This is a genomic window from Pantanalinema sp. (assembly GCA_036704125.1).
Classification (GTDB): Bacteria; Cyanobacteriota; Sericytochromatia; order S15B-MN24; family UBA4093; genus JAGIBK01.
This window is the reverse complement of record DATNQI010000085.1, coordinates 1-13,444: the sequence shown is the minus strand read 5'-3', so window position 1 is coordinate 13,444 and position 13,444 is coordinate 1. Positions and strand designations below refer to the sequence as shown.

Below are 13,444 nucleotides of genomic sequence, written 5' to 3'. Positions count from 1 at the left end.
CACCCGCCATGACTCCCCTTCGCATCCTGGTCGATCACCGCGGCGAAAAGGGCCTCGGTGACATCGTCTGCGAGACCGGCTTCTACCGTGCCCTGCGCGAGCGCCACCCCGAGGCATGGATCGCCTCGCGTGGCAGCCGCACCCTCGCCTGGGGCCATCCGCTCGTCGACTCCTTCGACGAGACGAGCCCCGACGAGGCCTTCGACCTGATCGTCGCCACCCCCGATCTCAAGCCCGTGACGGCCACCCTGCGCGACGCGCTCGCCGAGGGGCTGAGCGTGTTCGACAACTTCCGGCGCTTTCACGGCCTCCCTGCGGATCCCACGCCGCCGTCGCTCTACGTCCTGCCCCGCGAGATGGAAGAGCTGGGCCTCGAGGACGACGGCGGGGACGAGCTGATCGTCGCCTTCTCGGTCGACAGCAAGGAGCCCGACCGGCGCTGGGGCGAAGAGCGCTTCAGGGCCCTCATGGCCCACATGGAGACGGCGCACGGCGTCTCGCTGATCGAGCTGGGCGGTGGCCTCTCGGCGGGCCACCTGGGCCTCGGCTACGACCTGGTGGGACAGACCACCCTCCGCCAGACCATGGCCGTCCTCTCCCTGGCGGACCTCTTCGTCGGCAACCACGGCGGCCTCACCCACCTCTCAGGCGCGCTCGGGACGCCCATCCTCTCGCCCTGGGGAGCGAGCCACCCCTACGCCGCCTACGCCTACGACGCCGACTCGATCGCCGTGGAGGTCTCACCCGCCTGCCGCAACTGCGGCTGGAGCGGGAACGTGCTGAGCGAGTGCCGCGCGGCCAATCTGCAGAAGGGCCGCACCCCCTGCACCCAGGCCATCTCGGTGGAGCGCATGATCGCCGAGGCCGACGCCCTCGTGCCGCGCCTGAGGGCCCGGCGCACGGCCCTGCGCGAGGCCAAGGCGCTCATGCGCGAGGCCGCCAGGGATCCGCGCGGCCTTTCGCGCTTCGAGACCGACCACGCGATCACCCCCTTCACCCACCAGCACCTGTACCTGGGCGGCGAGCCCGGCTGGGGCCGCGAGCACCGCGAGGACAACTTCGCCCGGCTCAGGACGCGCGTGGCCTTCCCCGACTGGCTCGGGCCGCTCGCCACCTGGAAGCAGGAGGTGGCGGCCTTCGTCGCCGACCACGAGGCGACGGCTCCCTGGGCGCTGACCCTGACCGCCCACCCCCTGACCGGGCCGGAGGTCTCGCAGGTCCTGGACGACTTCATCCGGCGCGAGCTGAAGCCGGGCAAGGTCGTCCCGAAGATCAAGGTGATCCTGGGCAGCATCAGCCCCGAAGAACGAGAAAGCCTCATCCGGCACGCGGACGAGGCCCCATCGTATGGAACTTGATTAGATCCCCCCACCCCTAACCCCGAGCCGCTCTCGGGCATCCGTGCCCTTCGCGGCATCAGCGCATCCGTGCGCAAGTCCACCAGGGGGCGGGGGACATTATTGGTTAGCTCAGGAGTCCCGCGATCGCCGCGCTCATGCACGACGCCAGAGCACCGGCGAGCATGGCCCTGAGGCCGAGCTTCGCCAGATCCCCGCGGCGGCTGGGGGCCATGGCCCCGATGCCGCCCACGTTCTGCGCGATCGAGCTGAAGTTGGCGAAGCCGCACAGGGCGAAGGTCGCGATCAGGGTCGCGCGCTCGCTGAGCTGGTGGTTGGTGATCATCTGCTGGAGCTGGGAGTAGGCGACGAACTCGTTGAGCACCAGCTTCTGGCCGATCAGGTTGCCGACGGCCATCGCCTCGTTCATGGGCACGCCGATCAGGAAGGCCAGCGGCGAGAAGGCGTAGCCCAGGATCTGCTCCATGGAGGTGTGGAACAGGCCCAGGCCCGCGTTGAGCATGGCCACCAGCGAGATGAAGGCGAGCAGCATGGCGCCCACGTTGAACGCCAGGTTCATGCCGTCGCCCGCGCCCTTGGCGGCCGCCTCGATGACCGAGGACTCGGTGCGCTCGATCTCGATCGTGGCCCCGCCGGTGGTCTTGGGCTGCTCGGTCTCGGGGACGATGATCTTGGCCATCACCAGGCCCGCCGGAGCCCCCATGAAGGAGGCGGCCAAGAGAGCCGGCGCCCAGTCCTTTCCGAGCATGCCGAGGTAGGCCGCGAGCACACCGCCCGCGAGGGTGGCCATGCCGCCGGTCATCAGGGCCATCAGCTCGGACTTGGTCATGTCGGGGATGTAGGGGCGGACCAAGAGAGGCCCCTCCACCTGGCCGACGAAGACGCAGGCCGCGCTCGAGAGGCTCTCGGCGCCCGAGATGCCCATGGTCTTGGTCATGAGGAACGCGAGGAAGCTGACGACCTTCTGCACGATGCCCAGGTAGTAGAACACCGAGATAAGCGACGCCATGAAGACGATGGTCGGCAGGACCTGGAAGGCGAAGATGAAGCCGAACGAGGGAACCTTGGTCACCAGGCCGCCGAAGAGGAAGCTGGAGCCGACCTTGGAGAAGTCCAGAAGCTGGCTGACGCCCTCTCCCAGGATCCGGAAGAGGACCTTGCCCGGCTGGGTCTTGAGGATGAAGAGGGCCAGAGTGAGCTGGATGCCGAGGCCCCAGAGGACGATCCGCCAGCGGATCGCCTTGCGGTTGGTCGAGAAGGCTGCGGCGATCGCGAGGATCGCCACGATGCCGACGAGGCTGATGAGATTCTGCATGTCGCCCCCCTAGCTCAGCATGCCCGCGAGGGTCGCGGTCAGGCACGAGGCCAGGGCGCCGCCGATCATGGCGCGCAGGCCCAGCTGGGCAAGCTCGCCGCGGCGGCTGGGGGCGATGCCGCCCAGGCAGCCGATGTTGATGGCGATGGAGCTGAAGTTGGCGAAGCCGCACAGGGCGAAGGTCGCGATGAGGGTCGCCTGGGGCCCGAGGGTCACGCCCGCCGTCTGGCCCTTGATGATCGACGAGAGGCTGGAGTAGGCGACGAACTCGTTGAGGACGATCTTCTGGCCGATGAGGCTCCCCACGGTCGCGGCCTCGTGCCAGGGCACGCCCATGAGGAAGGCCAGCGGCATGAAGAGGTAGCCGAGCAACGTCTCCATGGAGGTGTGGAACAGGCCCAGGCCGGCGTTGAGCATCGCGATCAAGGAGATGAAGGCGAGCAGCATGGCGCCCACGATGAAGGCCAGGTGCATGCCGTCGCCGGCGCCCTTGGCGGCCGCCTCGATGATCGAGGACTCGGTCTTCTCAATCACGAGCGAGGCACCGCCCTTGGTCTTGGGCTCCTCGGTCTCGGGCACGATGATCTTGGCCATGACCATGCCCGCGGGCGCGCCCATGATCGAGGCGGCCAGCAGGTGGGGGGCCCACTCGCTGCCGAGCATGCCGAGGTAACCCGCCATGACCGAGCCCGCGATGGTCGCCATGCCGCCGGTCATGACCGCCATCAGCTCGGAGCGGGTCATGTCGGGGACGTAGGGCTTGATGAGCAAGGGAGCCTCGGACTGGCCGACGAAGACGGTGCCCACCGCCGAGAGGCTCTCGGCCCCCGAGGTACCCATGGTCTTGACCATGATCTTGGCGATCAGGCTCACGATGAACTGCATGATGCCCAGGTAGTAGGCGACGCCCATCAGGCTGCCGACGAAGACGATGGCGGGCAGGACCTGGAAGGCGAAGATGAAGCCGAAGGTGTCCATCTTGTTGACCAGGTCGCCGAAGATGAAGCCGGCGCCGACCTTCGAGAAGTCGAGGAGCTTGGTGACGCCCGCCCCCAGCTTCTCGAAGATCAGGTGGCCGATGGGGGTCTTGAGGACGAACAGGGCGAGAAACGCCTGCATCCCGAGGCCCCAGCCCACGACCCTCAGGCTGATGGCCTTGCGGTTGGTGGAGAGCAGGTAGGCGATCCCGAGGATCACGACGATTCCGACGAGACTGATCAGCTTGTTCATGGGCGGGGGATACTACTCCTTCGTAGATCTCATCAGAACGCAGCCTCCCCGTCGCGGGTGATGGTGCCGGTCAGCACCCCCAGCCGGACGAGGTCGGCGGCGATCTTACGGTTGTTCGCCTCTAGCAGGGTCGTCGCGAACTCCTGCAGGTACTGGATCAAGGCGAGCTCTCGGGCCGCCTCGGCGGCGAGGCCCGAATGCCGGTTGGCGGCCGCGAACGTCTCCAGGCGCCGCGACGCGTCCTGGCCCTCGCGGTGCAGCAGGGCCGCCACGTCGGCGGCGCTCAGGCCTAGCTGGTGCATGGCTCTCCTTCCCCTGCGTCGTGCCCCGGTGCCTTGATGGGCAGGCGCACGCAGAACCGGGACCCCACGCCGAGCTCGGACTTCACCTCGATGGTGCCGCCGTGAAGCTCGACGATCTCCCGGGCGATCGCAAGCCCCAGGCCCGAGCCGCCGTGGCGGCGCGTCGAGCTGGAGTCGACCTGGACGAAGCGATCGAAGATCTTGCCGAACGCCTCCTCCGGGATCCCGATCCCTGTATCGGTGACCTCCAGGGCAAACTTGTCGCCCTCGAGCCAGGCGGCAAAGCGGATCTCGCCGCCCGGCTCGGTGAACTTGAGCGCGTTGACCGCGAGGTTCATCAGGACCTGCTGGTAGAGGGTCTCGGGCGAGGCCCAGAGGGAGGGCAGCTCGCTCGGCACGTCGAGCACGAGGCGCTTGCCCTGCGCGTCCGGGTGGGCGGAGAGCTCCTCGACGGCCTGCACCAGCATGGCCCGCGGGTCGACCCAGGTGCAGTGGAGCTCGAAGCGCCCCGCCGTCAGGCGCGAGAGGTCGAGGATGTTGTCGATCAGGCCCTTGAGGCGCATGGATCCCAGGATCACCCCGCGCACCCACTCGCGGTGATCGGGGTTCAGCTCGCCGCTCACCCCCTCCTCCAGGAGCGAGGCGAAGCCCACGATGAGGTTGAGCGGGGTCCGCAGCTCGTGGCTCACCGTGGAGATGAAGTCGCTCTTCATGCGGTCCAGCTCGCGCAGCTGCTGGTTGGCGCGCGTCAGGGCCTGGTTGGCGATGACCAGGTCGTGGGTGCGCTCGTTGACCCGCTCCTCCAGGCTGTCGATGAAGTCGGCCTGCAGGCGCATCAGGCGGCGCTCCTGGGTGACGTCGTAGTAGCTCGCGACCGCCCCGCCGAAGGCCCCCTGGCCGTCGACGAAGGGGGTCAGGACCAGGCGATAATGACCCTCTCCCGGCTCGCGGAACTCGACCTCGGCGCTCGGCGGGAAGAGGGGCGCGCGGGCCCAGGCCGCGAAGATGCGCTGCACGGCCGTCGGATGGAGGTAGCGCGGGCCGATCCGCTCCCACAGGGCCTCCATGGTGTCGAAGGCCTCGGCCTCGGCCAGGCCGTGCAGATCCCGGAAGGCCTTGTTGAGGGAGGTCGGGCGCAGGGCGGCGTCCAGGAAGATCATCGGCAGGTGCAGGGAGTCGATCATGCGCTCGAAGCGCGCGCCCAGCGCCGCCTCGCGCACCGCGAGCCGCTCGTGGGCGAAGGCCAGGGCGAGGGCCGTGGCCGGCAGGGCCAGAGCGGCGTGCCAAGCCCCCTCGGGCATGGCCTTGACCCTGAAGAGGAAGGCCCCCAGGCACCGGCGCTGGGCGAGCAGGGGAAGGTACAGCAGGGCCCCGCCCGCGTCGAGGAAGGCCTGCGGCGCGTCGTCGCGGATCGCAAGCCGCGTCAGCGCCGCGATCGCCTCGGCCGCCGAGACGTCCCAGACCTCCTCCAGGTGCAGGGTGGTGCCGGCCATGCGCCAGAAGGTCGCGCTCTCGGCCGAAAGCAGGGCCCGCGCGCGCCGCGCGAACTCGCGGACGGCGTCGGGGGCCTGCGGATCGAAGTCGAGGAAGGCCTCGAGCGCGTTCAAGGAAGTGGGCATTCGTCACCGGTCGCAAGCAGGGCGTCCCCCGCCCACCGGGGCTCGGGATCGCGAGGGGAGTCGTCGAAGGCCTGCTCGGTATCGAGCTGGACCGCCCCGAGGTTGAGCCTGAGGTGGTCCATGAGGGTGAGGGCGCCGCCGGCGTCCAGGCCCAGCAGGCCCAGCAGGACGTGGCCGGTGCCGAGCGCGTCGTGCGATCGCGCGCAGGCCTCGCGCCAGGCGGCGTCGAGGGCCTCCTGGGCGCGGCGGCTGAGCACGTGCTTGGAGTCGACCGTGCCCGAGCCGAGCCCCATGACCCGGTGCAGGACGGCCTCGGCGTCGAGGCGCCTCATGCCGCTCTCGGCGAGCACGCGCGAGGCGAGGCCCTCGTCGACGGCCAGCAGGGCCACCAGGAGCTGCTCGGTCCCCACCAGGGTGTGGCCCGCGGCGCGCGCCATGGCAAAGGCCTGGTCGTAGGCCTTGCGAGCACTCGGGGTCAAGAGGCGCGGGCTGAAGTGCTTGGGCGGCACCGGCCGATCCGGGCCGGGAGGCGGGCTGGGCGATTCCAGGTCCTGGGCGCGGACCGAGCGCACCCGGCGGTGCAGGGCCTCCAGGTCGGCGTCCAGGTGGCGCAGAAGGGCGATCGCGCGGCAGCCGGGGTGCTTGAGCAGGGCGAAGAGAAGGTCCTGGGTGTCGACCAACACCGGCTCGACCTGGGCGGCGAGGGCCGCGGCGTCGAAGAAGACGGCCTGGCAATCGCTCGAGAAGAAGAGCTGCGAGGCGCGCATGTAGCCCCGCCCCCCGAGCTGCTCGGCGGCCACCCGCGCCCGGCGCAGGTCCACCCCCTCGAGCCTCAGGGCCCGGGCGGCCACGCCGTTGCCCTCGGCCAGAAGACCCAGGAGCAGGTGGTCGGTGTCCACTTGAGCGAATTCCAGGCGGCGGGCCTCTTCGCGGGCCAGCTGGAGCGCCTCGATCGCCTTGGCCGAGAAGTTCTCGAACATGACCGCCGCGCCCCACCCTTTCGACCGTCGCTCGGCTGCATACGCGGGTATTATACGCCCCACCGGGCCTCCAGGTCCATGTACCCCGCCGAGCGACGCCTAATCGGACGATCAGGACTCCGGACGGTTCGGATCCCAGTCGAGCCCTTTATCGGCCAGCTGCTCGCGCGCGTCGCTCGCCGCATGCCCGGGCCCCGCCCCCGAGCGGAAGTGGCGCTCGCTCACCTGGAGGCTGTGGTGGACGTGCGCGATGCCCTGGACCCCGCGCGCGATCGCGACCGCCTGGGCGATCTGCTCGGGGAAGTCCACCACCCCCTGGAGGTAGGCGGTGTCCTCGGCCACGTAGGCCTTGATGTCGACGGGGCTCGCGTGATCGCCCTTGGCGCCGAGCCCCCGGCGGATCTCGGTGGCGAGCGCCTCGTCGCAGCCCGCGGAGCCGTCCAGCGAGACCAGATGGTTGCGCACCGCCCGCACCCCGCTCACCGAGCGGGCGAGCTTCTCGGCCCGCGCCAGCTCCTCGATCGTCTTGACGAAGCCCGTCAGGCGGGCGATCCCCTGGTCGAAGGTCACGCGGATCTCGTCGGCGCGCGCCGGATCCATGCGGTTGGCGAGCAGCTCCTCGATGCGGTTGACCACGTCGGGCGCGGGGATCGCATCGACCAGCTCCAGGTCCTCGCCCGGCGCTTCGAGATCCGTGCGCCCGGTGCGCGCGGCGCCGAGCGTCTCGAAGACCTGCCGGCCCTCGAGGCTCAGCAGCTCCTCGCGCACGTCCTTGATGCCGGGGACGTGGCTGACGGCGAGCCGCGCCTTGCGCAGCAACTCCTTGCTCTCCACGCTGCCCCTGAGCACCGCGAGCCCGTCCTGCACCTGCACGCCCACGGTGCGCGGCAGGTTGGCCGCGAGCAGGGCCTCCTCGGCCCGCCGCGCGAGGGCGGCGTCGCCCATGGGGCGATTGACCGCGACCGTCAGGGAGTTGTCGATCTCGCACTGGGGCGCGATCTGGCGAGCGATGAAGCCGGCCTCGTCCTTCTCGGCCAGGGTCGAGACCTCGCCCTGGAGGGCGAGGGCGCCGGGCGCCAGCATGGTGATGCGGATTCGCTCGGCCTTGATCAGCGGGTCCTTGGCGAACGCCTCCCGCAGGGCGTTGGCGACGTCTTCCTTGCCTCTGGTGCCTCTCGAGCCTCTCATCGCGCTTCCCCCTTTGCTCGTGTCGGGTCATGCTGGGCGCAGAGGATAGCACAGGGCGGCGGCGAGGACCGACACCCCGTCGACGGTTACGGCGTCTCGCGCAGGCGGCGCAGGGCCGTGAGGCCCTCGCGCAAGAAGCGATCGAGCTGAGCCTCGGCCTCGGGGCTCACGTCCCGGAAGGCGACGAGGGTCTTGGCGGCGTCGGCGCGCAGCACCACCGCATCGAGCTTGAGCAGGCCGTCGGGCAGGTACAGGGCCAGGCGATAGCGCTGGTCGGGGCGCAGCGCTCGCTTGAGCACGAGCTTGGCCCCCGCGCGCGAGAGGGTCTGGGTGTGACCGGCGGCGACCAGCTGACCGTCCGCGCGGCTCCGAACGTCCACCGCCACCCGGCGCTTGAGGTGGACCTCGGCCCGGGGCTCCTGGGGGCCGAGCGCCGCGAGCGGCAGGCGCAGCTCGACGACGGTCACGGCACTCGCCTGGGCGCGGCGCCAGGGCTGCACCCGGCCGTCGTCCCAGGTCACCGTGCCCTCGAGCGGGAAGACCTCGGCCACGTCGTGGGGGATCCGGACGGCCACCGTCGCGTGGGTCTCGTCGCAGGCGACGACCTCGCCCACCACCTCCTGGCCGTCGAGGCTCACGACCGCGAGCGATCCGAGGGCGGGCACGATCTAGCGATGGATGGCGTTGGAAGCGCCGAGCAGGCCCTTCCCACGCTTGCGACGGCCCCGGCGGCGCATGCCCCGCCAGCGGAAGGCCGAGAAGAGGGCCACCGAGAGCGCGCCGCCCTTGAGGAACCAGCCGAAGACCGCCCCCAGGTCCCCGAGCTCCAGGCCGCCCACCGGCACGTCGGCGGCCGCGACCAAAGGCGTCGAGGCCAGGAGGCGATCGCCCTGGCGCAGCTCGTAGGTCCCGACCGGCTGACCCGCCTTGACCGGCGCCTTGAGGGAAGGCGAAAGGCGGATGCTCGGGCTCACCTCGGGCTTCTTGCCCCCCTTGGGGACGCTGAGGGCGACGGCCTGGGCGAGGACCGCCTTGACCGAGCCGCGGGCGCCGCCTGCGACCTTCGCGTCGGCCATCGCCTGGCCGGCGGCCGCGACGGGCTCCGAGGTGAAGGAGTCCAGGCCGTAGTTGAGGAGCTTCTCGGCGTCCGCCCAGCAGTCCGGCGCGCTGAGGAGGGCCTCGATCACGTAGCGGCCGTCACGCTTGGCCGAGCCCACGAAGCACTTGCCCGCGACGATGGTGTAGCCGGTCTTGCCGCCCCAGGCGCCGGGGAAGTAGCGCAGGAGCTTGTTGTGGTTGACGAGCATCCGGTGGGGGGCGCGCTTGTTGCCGGGCAGGGGAAAGGCCTTGGTGGCGGCGATCTCGGCGAAGGCCGGGTTGGAGAGGGCGTAGCGCGCGATCTGGGCCAGGTCGTAGGCGCTGGAGTAGTGCTCCTTGGCCGGCAGACCGTGGGGGGTGACGTAGCGGGTGTCCTTCAGGCCGAGGGCCTGGGCCTTCTGGTTCATGAGGCCGACGAAGTGGTCGGCGTCGCCAGAGATGTACTCGGCCACCGCCTCGGTCGCGTCGTTGCCCGAGTTGAGCATCATCCCGTAGAGAAGCTGCTCGAAGGTCAGGCGCTCACCCGCCTCCAGGTACATGCTGGAGCCCTCGGTCTCGGCGGCGCGCTTGCTGACCTGGATCTCGTCGGCCAGACTGCCGCGCTCGAGGGCCACGATCCCCGCCATCATCTTGGTGGTGCTCGCCTGGGGCAGGCGATCGTGGACGTTCTTGGCGTAGAGGACCTGGCCCGTGACGCCGTCGATGACGATCGCCGCCTTGGCCGAGACCGAGGGCGTGCCGGCCGCCTGGGCGGGAACGGCCGCGATCGTCGCGAGCAGGGGGATCAGCAAGGCGGCGAGGTGGATCTTTCGAACCAAGGCAACGAGCCTCCCGTGCGACGAGGGGGGACGACTTGCGGTCGCTGCATTCATTATCAACATTGCAACGATACGGACATTATAGCGGCCCGGCGGGGCACGCCACGTTTAAGCTTCGTTAAGGTTCGCTCTCCCACCATCCTAGAAAGCAAGGGACGAAACGGCGGTGATCCAAGACACCACGGCCGCCCCCCCATCGCCCGGCTTCGCGCAGGCGCCTTAAATCGGGATTAAAATTTTCGTCGCGACCGCTTGCAAACTCGCGAGGCTTCGGCTATAGTGTGAGACGTTGCGACGCAGCGCCGCTTTCGGCGCCGCTCACCGCCTCAAACTGGCACCTTTAGCTCAGTTGGTAGAGCAGCTGACTCTTAATCAGCGGGTCCTGGGTTCGAGCCCCAGAGGGTGCACTCAAGTTCATATGATCGGCGTCTTGCCACGCACCTTTAGCTCAGTTGGTAGAGCAGCTGACTCTTAATCAGCGGGTCCTGGGTTCGAGCCCCAGAGGGTGCACTCTTTTTTATCAGGCCCCCGATCGACAGCGGGGAGCCCTGCAGGGGGAGATGCCTGAGTGGTTGAAAGGGCATTCCTGGAAAGAATGTAGGCTGCGTCAAGCGGTCTCGGGGGTTCGAATCCCCCTCTCCCCGCTCCACTCCAACCCAAAACCCCACGGAGGCTTCATGAGCACGACCGCCACCCTCCCCCCGCAGGTCCTCGAAGTCCGCGCGCGGATCGCGGACGCGGCCGCGTTCCTGCGCGCGCGCACGCCCGTCCAGCCCAAGGTCGGCCTGATCCTCGGCTCGGGCCTCGGCGCGCTGGTCTCCGAGATCGAGGGCGCCGAGGTCATCCCCTACGCCGAGATCCCCCACTTCCCCGTCTCGACCGCGCCCGGCCACGCCGGCAACCTGGTCTTCGGCATGCTGGGCGGCCAGATGGTGATGGCCATGCAGGGCCGGTTCCACCTCTACGAGGGCTACACTCCGCAACAGGTGACCTTCCCCGTGCGGGTCATGCGGGCCATGGGCGTCGAGACCCTGGTCGTCACCTGCGCCACGGGGGGCCTCAACAAGCAGTTCCAGGCCGGCGACCTGATGCTCATCAAGGACCACCTCAACCTGATGGGCGACAACCCCCTGATCGGGGCCAACGACCCCGAGGTCGGTCCTCGCTTCCCGGTCATGTTCGACGCCTACCGCTCCGAGCTGCGCGCCGTGGCCCACGAGATCGCCAAGCAGCAGGGCATCACCCTGCACGAGGGCGTCTACGCGGGCATCACGGGCCCCGCCTTCTTCACCCCGGCCGAGCTGCAGCACCTGGTGACCATCGGCGCCGACGCGATCGGCATGTCGGTCGTCTTCGAGACGATCGTCGCCATCCACTGCGGCCTCAAGGTCGTGGGCCTCGGCCTCATCTCGGACATGGCCCTGCCCGACGGCGACCACCACGCCACCGAGCAGGAGGTGCTCGAGGTCGTGGGCAAGAGCGCGGGCAAGGCCAAGGCGCTGGTCCGCGAGCTCGTCGCCCGGCTGTAGCTCCCAAATTCGCGAAGCGGGGCGGCCCATCAGGGCCGCCCCGCTTCGTTCTTGGTCAGGACCTGCCCTCGGGCTTGCCCCAGGCGATCCGCGCGTAGACCTGGCCCGGGGTGTAGTCGGTCTCCACGGCGGTCCCGTGGAAGGCCTTCTTGAGGCTGCCCGCCAGCCGGTGCGCGAGGAAGGGGTTGACCGTGTCCACCTGGATCTCGGTCCCCCGGTCGATCAGGCGCCCGATGCGCTCGTGGGGGTTCTTGATCCGGGCCCGGGCCTCCTCGTTGTAGACCGTGTTGAGGATCTGCTCGCGGTGGCGCTCGAGGCCCTTCAGGCGCATGCGCAGCTCCCCGTAGAAATCCCCGCGCTCGATGGCCCGGCAGCTCGGACAGGTGAGACCCTCGACCTCCGGGTTGATCGAGAGGCGATGGAACTCCGCCTCGTCCAGGTGCCACTGCTTGGGGCGGTAGATCGCATGGCAGCTGACGCAGTAGGCCACCTCCCCCTTGATGTCCGGGGCGGCGTTGGCGTGGTGGGGCAGATCGGGGCGGAACTGGTCGATCGCGCGCCCGACGACCTTGCGCCGCGCGTCGCGCCCCCCGTGGGTGCTCAGCGTGCCGCCGATGCCCGAGGCCTTGGTCGGTCCCTTCATATGGTGCCTCCCGTGTAAAGGATCATTGCGCGGGCATCGTAGCACAGCCGCCGAGGCGTTCCGAGAAGCGGCGAAGAGTTAATAGGCCTGGACGATGGTGATGTCGGGGTGCTTCTTGAGATCCAGCTCGTAGGGGCGGCGGCGCTCGGTGCCGTCGGGGTCCATGGTGACGCGGATGGTCGGGCGCATGGGCAGCCCCCGGTCGATGGCGACCACCAGGCCCTCCTCGGCGGTGCTGAGCCTGACCGCGGCCTCGAGGGGGAAGGGCACGAGCAGCTTGAGGAACGCGACGACCAGGGCGTGGTCGAAGTGGGATCCCCCCGCGGCCATCAGGTACTCCATCGCCTGGTGCGGCGGGGTGGGGCGGCCCAGGCCCAGGTCGTGGATCAGGTTGTCGTAGGTGTTGGCGATCGCCGCGATCCGGCCGAAGAGGTGGATCTCGTCGCCCTTGAGCCCCTTGGGGAAGCCCGAGCCGTCGTGGCGCTCGTGATGCTGCAGGACGACGATCTTCGCGGGGCTCGAGAGGGTCTTGCCCAGCTGCTGCGCGATGTCGAAGCCGATGCGCGGGTGCCGGCGATAGGTCGCATCCACGAGCTGCTCGGCCCCCTCGTGCATCTCGGCACAGCCCTCGCCCAGGGCGGTCTTGCCGACGTCGTGCAGCAGGAGGCCCATGGCCAGGTCCGCCAGCTTGCCGTAGGGAAGGCCGAGCCGCTCGCCGAGGGCCAGGCCCAGCACGCAGGTGTTGACCGAGTGGTTGAAGGTGTAGGAGCCGAGGGTCCGCAGCTCGGCGACCTGGAGGTTGAGGTCCCGGTTGCCTTGCAGGTCGTTGAGGATGCCGACGGCCGTGTTGTAGAGGATGCGGCGGCTCGTCCACTCCTGGTCGAGGCCGGGATTGGGCTCGCGCACCTGCCTGAAGACGTCGCGGACGGCGGTGATGGCCTCCTGGCGGGTGCGCTCGCTGATGGGATCGCGCGCCTCGAGGTCCTCCGAGTGGGGGTCGAGCACGTACAGCGCCCGGTAGCCCAGCTTCCAGAGGGCCTCCAGGTAGCCGTCCGTCAGCTCGGTGCCGCGATGCAGCAGGGCCCGCCCGTCCTCGGCGTAGAGGGTCTTGCCGAGCCGCGCTCCGGCGACGAGCTGGTCGATCATCAACAGGCGCATCGCGGCTCTCCTCCAGACATCCTCCTTAACCCTACCACCAACCCATCTTGACGTCGCCCGCCGGATGCGATAAAGTAGGGATCATCGACAGCGGCACTGTCGCCAAGTGGTTAAGGCAAGCGGTTCATACCCGCTCATCCGCTGGTTCAAATCCAGCCAGTGCCACTCTCAAAGCGCCCGGGGGATCCCCCGGGCGCTTGTCCTAT

The 13,444-nt window shown here is 69.5% G+C and carries 12 protein-coding genes and 4 tRNA genes; 6 read left to right on the top strand and 10 right to left on the bottom strand.

The genetic code is table 11. From position 1 onward, the window contains the following. Nucleotides 1-8: 8 nt before the first annotated feature. Complete coding sequence (locus tag V6D00_13390; protein ID HEY9900162.1) at nucleotides 9-1,358, top strand: glycosyltransferase family 9 protein; 1,350 nt, start codon at nucleotides 9-11, stop codon at nucleotides 1,356-1,358. Nucleotides 1,359-1,464: 106 nt separating this feature from the next. On the opposite strand, the gene V6D00_13385 is transcribed toward V6D00_13390, so the two are convergent. From V6D00_13385 to V6D00_13350, 8 genes are all read right to left on the bottom strand, one after another. Beyond that, nucleotides 1,465-2,673, bottom strand: coding sequence for a nucleoside transporter C-terminal domain-containing protein (locus tag V6D00_13385; GenBank protein HEY9900161.1), 1,209 nt, complete (start codon nucleotides 2,671-2,673; stop codon nucleotides 1,465-1,467). 9 nt (nucleotides 2,674-2,682) lie between these two features. Continuing rightward, a complete protein-coding gene (locus V6D00_13380) occupies nucleotides 2,683-3,903 on the bottom strand; it encodes a nucleoside transporter C-terminal domain-containing protein (GenBank protein ID HEY9900160.1) in 1,221 nt (406 codons plus the stop codon). 32 nt (nucleotides 3,904-3,935) lie between these two features. Then, the gene (locus tag V6D00_13375; protein HEY9900159.1) at nucleotides 3,936-4,205 is read right to left on the bottom strand and encodes a hypothetical protein; all 270 of its coding nucleotides are present in this window, start codon (nucleotides 4,203-4,205) and stop codon (nucleotides 3,936-3,938) included. Further along, a complete protein-coding gene (locus tag V6D00_13370; protein ID HEY9900158.1) occupies nucleotides 4,193-5,824 on the bottom strand; it encodes an ATP-binding protein in 1,632 nt (543 codons plus the stop codon). Before V6D00_13370 ends, V6D00_13375 begins: the two co-directional genes overlap by 13 nt. Next, on the bottom strand, nucleotides 5,809-6,804 hold the full coding sequence (locus tag V6D00_13365; GenBank protein ID HEY9900157.1) for a Clp protease N-terminal domain-containing protein: 996 nt from the start codon (nucleotides 6,802-6,804) through the stop codon (nucleotides 5,809-5,811). The genes V6D00_13370 and V6D00_13365 overlap by 16 nt, the downstream gene beginning before the upstream one ends. Nucleotides 6,805-6,915: 111 nt before the next feature. After that, nucleotides 6,916-7,992 carry a BON domain-containing protein gene (locus V6D00_13360; protein HEY9900156.1) on the bottom strand — a complete coding sequence of 359 codons (1,077 nt, stop codon included), beginning with the start codon at nucleotides 7,990-7,992 and terminating at the stop codon, nucleotides 6,916-6,918. A gap of 86 nt (nucleotides 7,993-8,078) precedes the next feature. Beyond that, nucleotides 8,079-8,657 carry a PilZ domain-containing protein gene (locus V6D00_13355; GenBank protein ID HEY9900155.1) on the bottom strand — a complete coding sequence of 193 codons (579 nt, stop codon included), beginning with the start codon at nucleotides 8,655-8,657 and terminating at the stop codon, nucleotides 8,079-8,081. 3 nt (nucleotides 8,658-8,660) lie between these two features. Then, entirely contained in the window at nucleotides 8,661-9,908 is a 1,248-nt protein-coding gene (locus V6D00_13350; protein HEY9900154.1) for a D-alanyl-D-alanine carboxypeptidase family protein, read from the bottom strand. A gap of 334 nt (nucleotides 9,909-10,242) precedes the next feature. Here V6D00_13350 and V6D00_13345 point away from each other — a divergent pair. From V6D00_13345 to V6D00_13330, 4 genes are all read left to right on the top strand, one after another. After that, nucleotides 10,243-10,315, top strand: a tRNA-Lys gene (locus V6D00_13345). Between the two features lie 30 nt (nucleotides 10,316-10,345). Continuing rightward, a tRNA-Lys gene (locus V6D00_13340) sits at nucleotides 10,346-10,418 on the top strand. Between the two features lie 44 nt (nucleotides 10,419-10,462). Next, nucleotides 10,463-10,552, top strand: a tRNA-Ser gene (locus tag V6D00_13335). Between the two features lie 33 nt (nucleotides 10,553-10,585). Further along, the gene (locus V6D00_13330) at nucleotides 10,586-11,437 is read left to right on the top strand and encodes a purine-nucleoside phosphorylase (protein HEY9900153.1); all 852 of its coding nucleotides are present in this window, start codon (nucleotides 10,586-10,588) and stop codon (nucleotides 11,435-11,437) included. A gap of 55 nt (nucleotides 11,438-11,492) precedes the next feature. On the opposite strand, the gene V6D00_13325 is transcribed toward V6D00_13330, so the two are convergent. Continuing rightward, nucleotides 11,493-12,080, bottom strand: coding sequence for a hypothetical protein (locus V6D00_13325; GenBank protein HEY9900152.1), 588 nt, complete (start codon nucleotides 12,078-12,080; stop codon nucleotides 11,493-11,495). A gap of 78 nt (nucleotides 12,081-12,158) precedes the next feature. Beyond that, the gene (locus tag V6D00_13320) at nucleotides 12,159-13,238 is read right to left on the bottom strand and encodes an HD domain-containing phosphohydrolase (GenBank protein ID HEY9900151.1); all 1,080 of its coding nucleotides are present in this window, start codon (nucleotides 13,236-13,238) and stop codon (nucleotides 12,159-12,161) included. Nucleotides 13,239-13,330: 92 nt separating this feature from the next. Here V6D00_13320 and V6D00_13315 point away from each other — a divergent pair. Beyond that, nucleotides 13,331-13,403, top strand: a tRNA-Ile gene (locus tag V6D00_13315). The last annotated feature ends 41 nt before the right edge of the window (nucleotides 13,404-13,444 follow it).

What these genes read in the sequence shown, in the direction of transcription:
- V6D00_13370 (HEY9900158.1), bottom strand. Translation starts at nt 5,824, where the DNA reads ATGCCCACTTCCTTGAACGCGCTCGAGGCCTTCCTCGACTTCGATCCG.
- V6D00_13330 (HEY9900153.1), top strand. Translation starts at nt 10,586, where the DNA reads ATGAGCACGACCGCCACCCTCCCCCCGCAGGTCCTCGAAGTCCGCGCG.
- V6D00_13390 (HEY9900162.1), top strand. Translation starts at nt 9, where the DNA reads ATGACTCCCCTTCGCATCCTGGTCGATCACCGCGGCGAAAAGGGCCTC.
- V6D00_13325 (HEY9900152.1), bottom strand. Translation starts at nt 12,080, where the DNA reads ATGAAGGGACCGACCAAGGCCTCGGGCATCGGCGGCACGCTGAGCACC.
- V6D00_13320 (HEY9900151.1), bottom strand. Translation starts at nt 13,238, where the DNA reads ATGCGCCTGTTGATGATCGACCAGCTCGTCGCCGGAGCGCGGCTCGGC.
- V6D00_13365 (HEY9900157.1), bottom strand. Translation starts at nt 6,804, where the DNA reads ATGTTCGAGAACTTCTCGGCCAAGGCGATCGAGGCGCTCCAGCTGGCC.
- V6D00_13375 (HEY9900159.1), bottom strand. Translation starts at nt 4,205, where the DNA reads ATGCACCAGCTAGGCCTGAGCGCCGCCGACGTGGCGGCCCTGCTGCAC.
- V6D00_13380 (HEY9900160.1), bottom strand. Translation starts at nt 3,903, where the DNA reads ATGAACAAGCTGATCAGTCTCGTCGGAATCGTCGTGATCCTCGGGATC.
- V6D00_13385 (HEY9900161.1), bottom strand. Translation starts at nt 2,673, where the DNA reads ATGCAGAATCTCATCAGCCTCGTCGGCATCGTGGCGATCCTCGCGATC.
- V6D00_13360 (HEY9900156.1), bottom strand. Translation starts at nt 7,992, where the DNA reads ATGAGAGGCTCGAGAGGCACCAGAGGCAAGGAAGACGTCGCCAACGCC.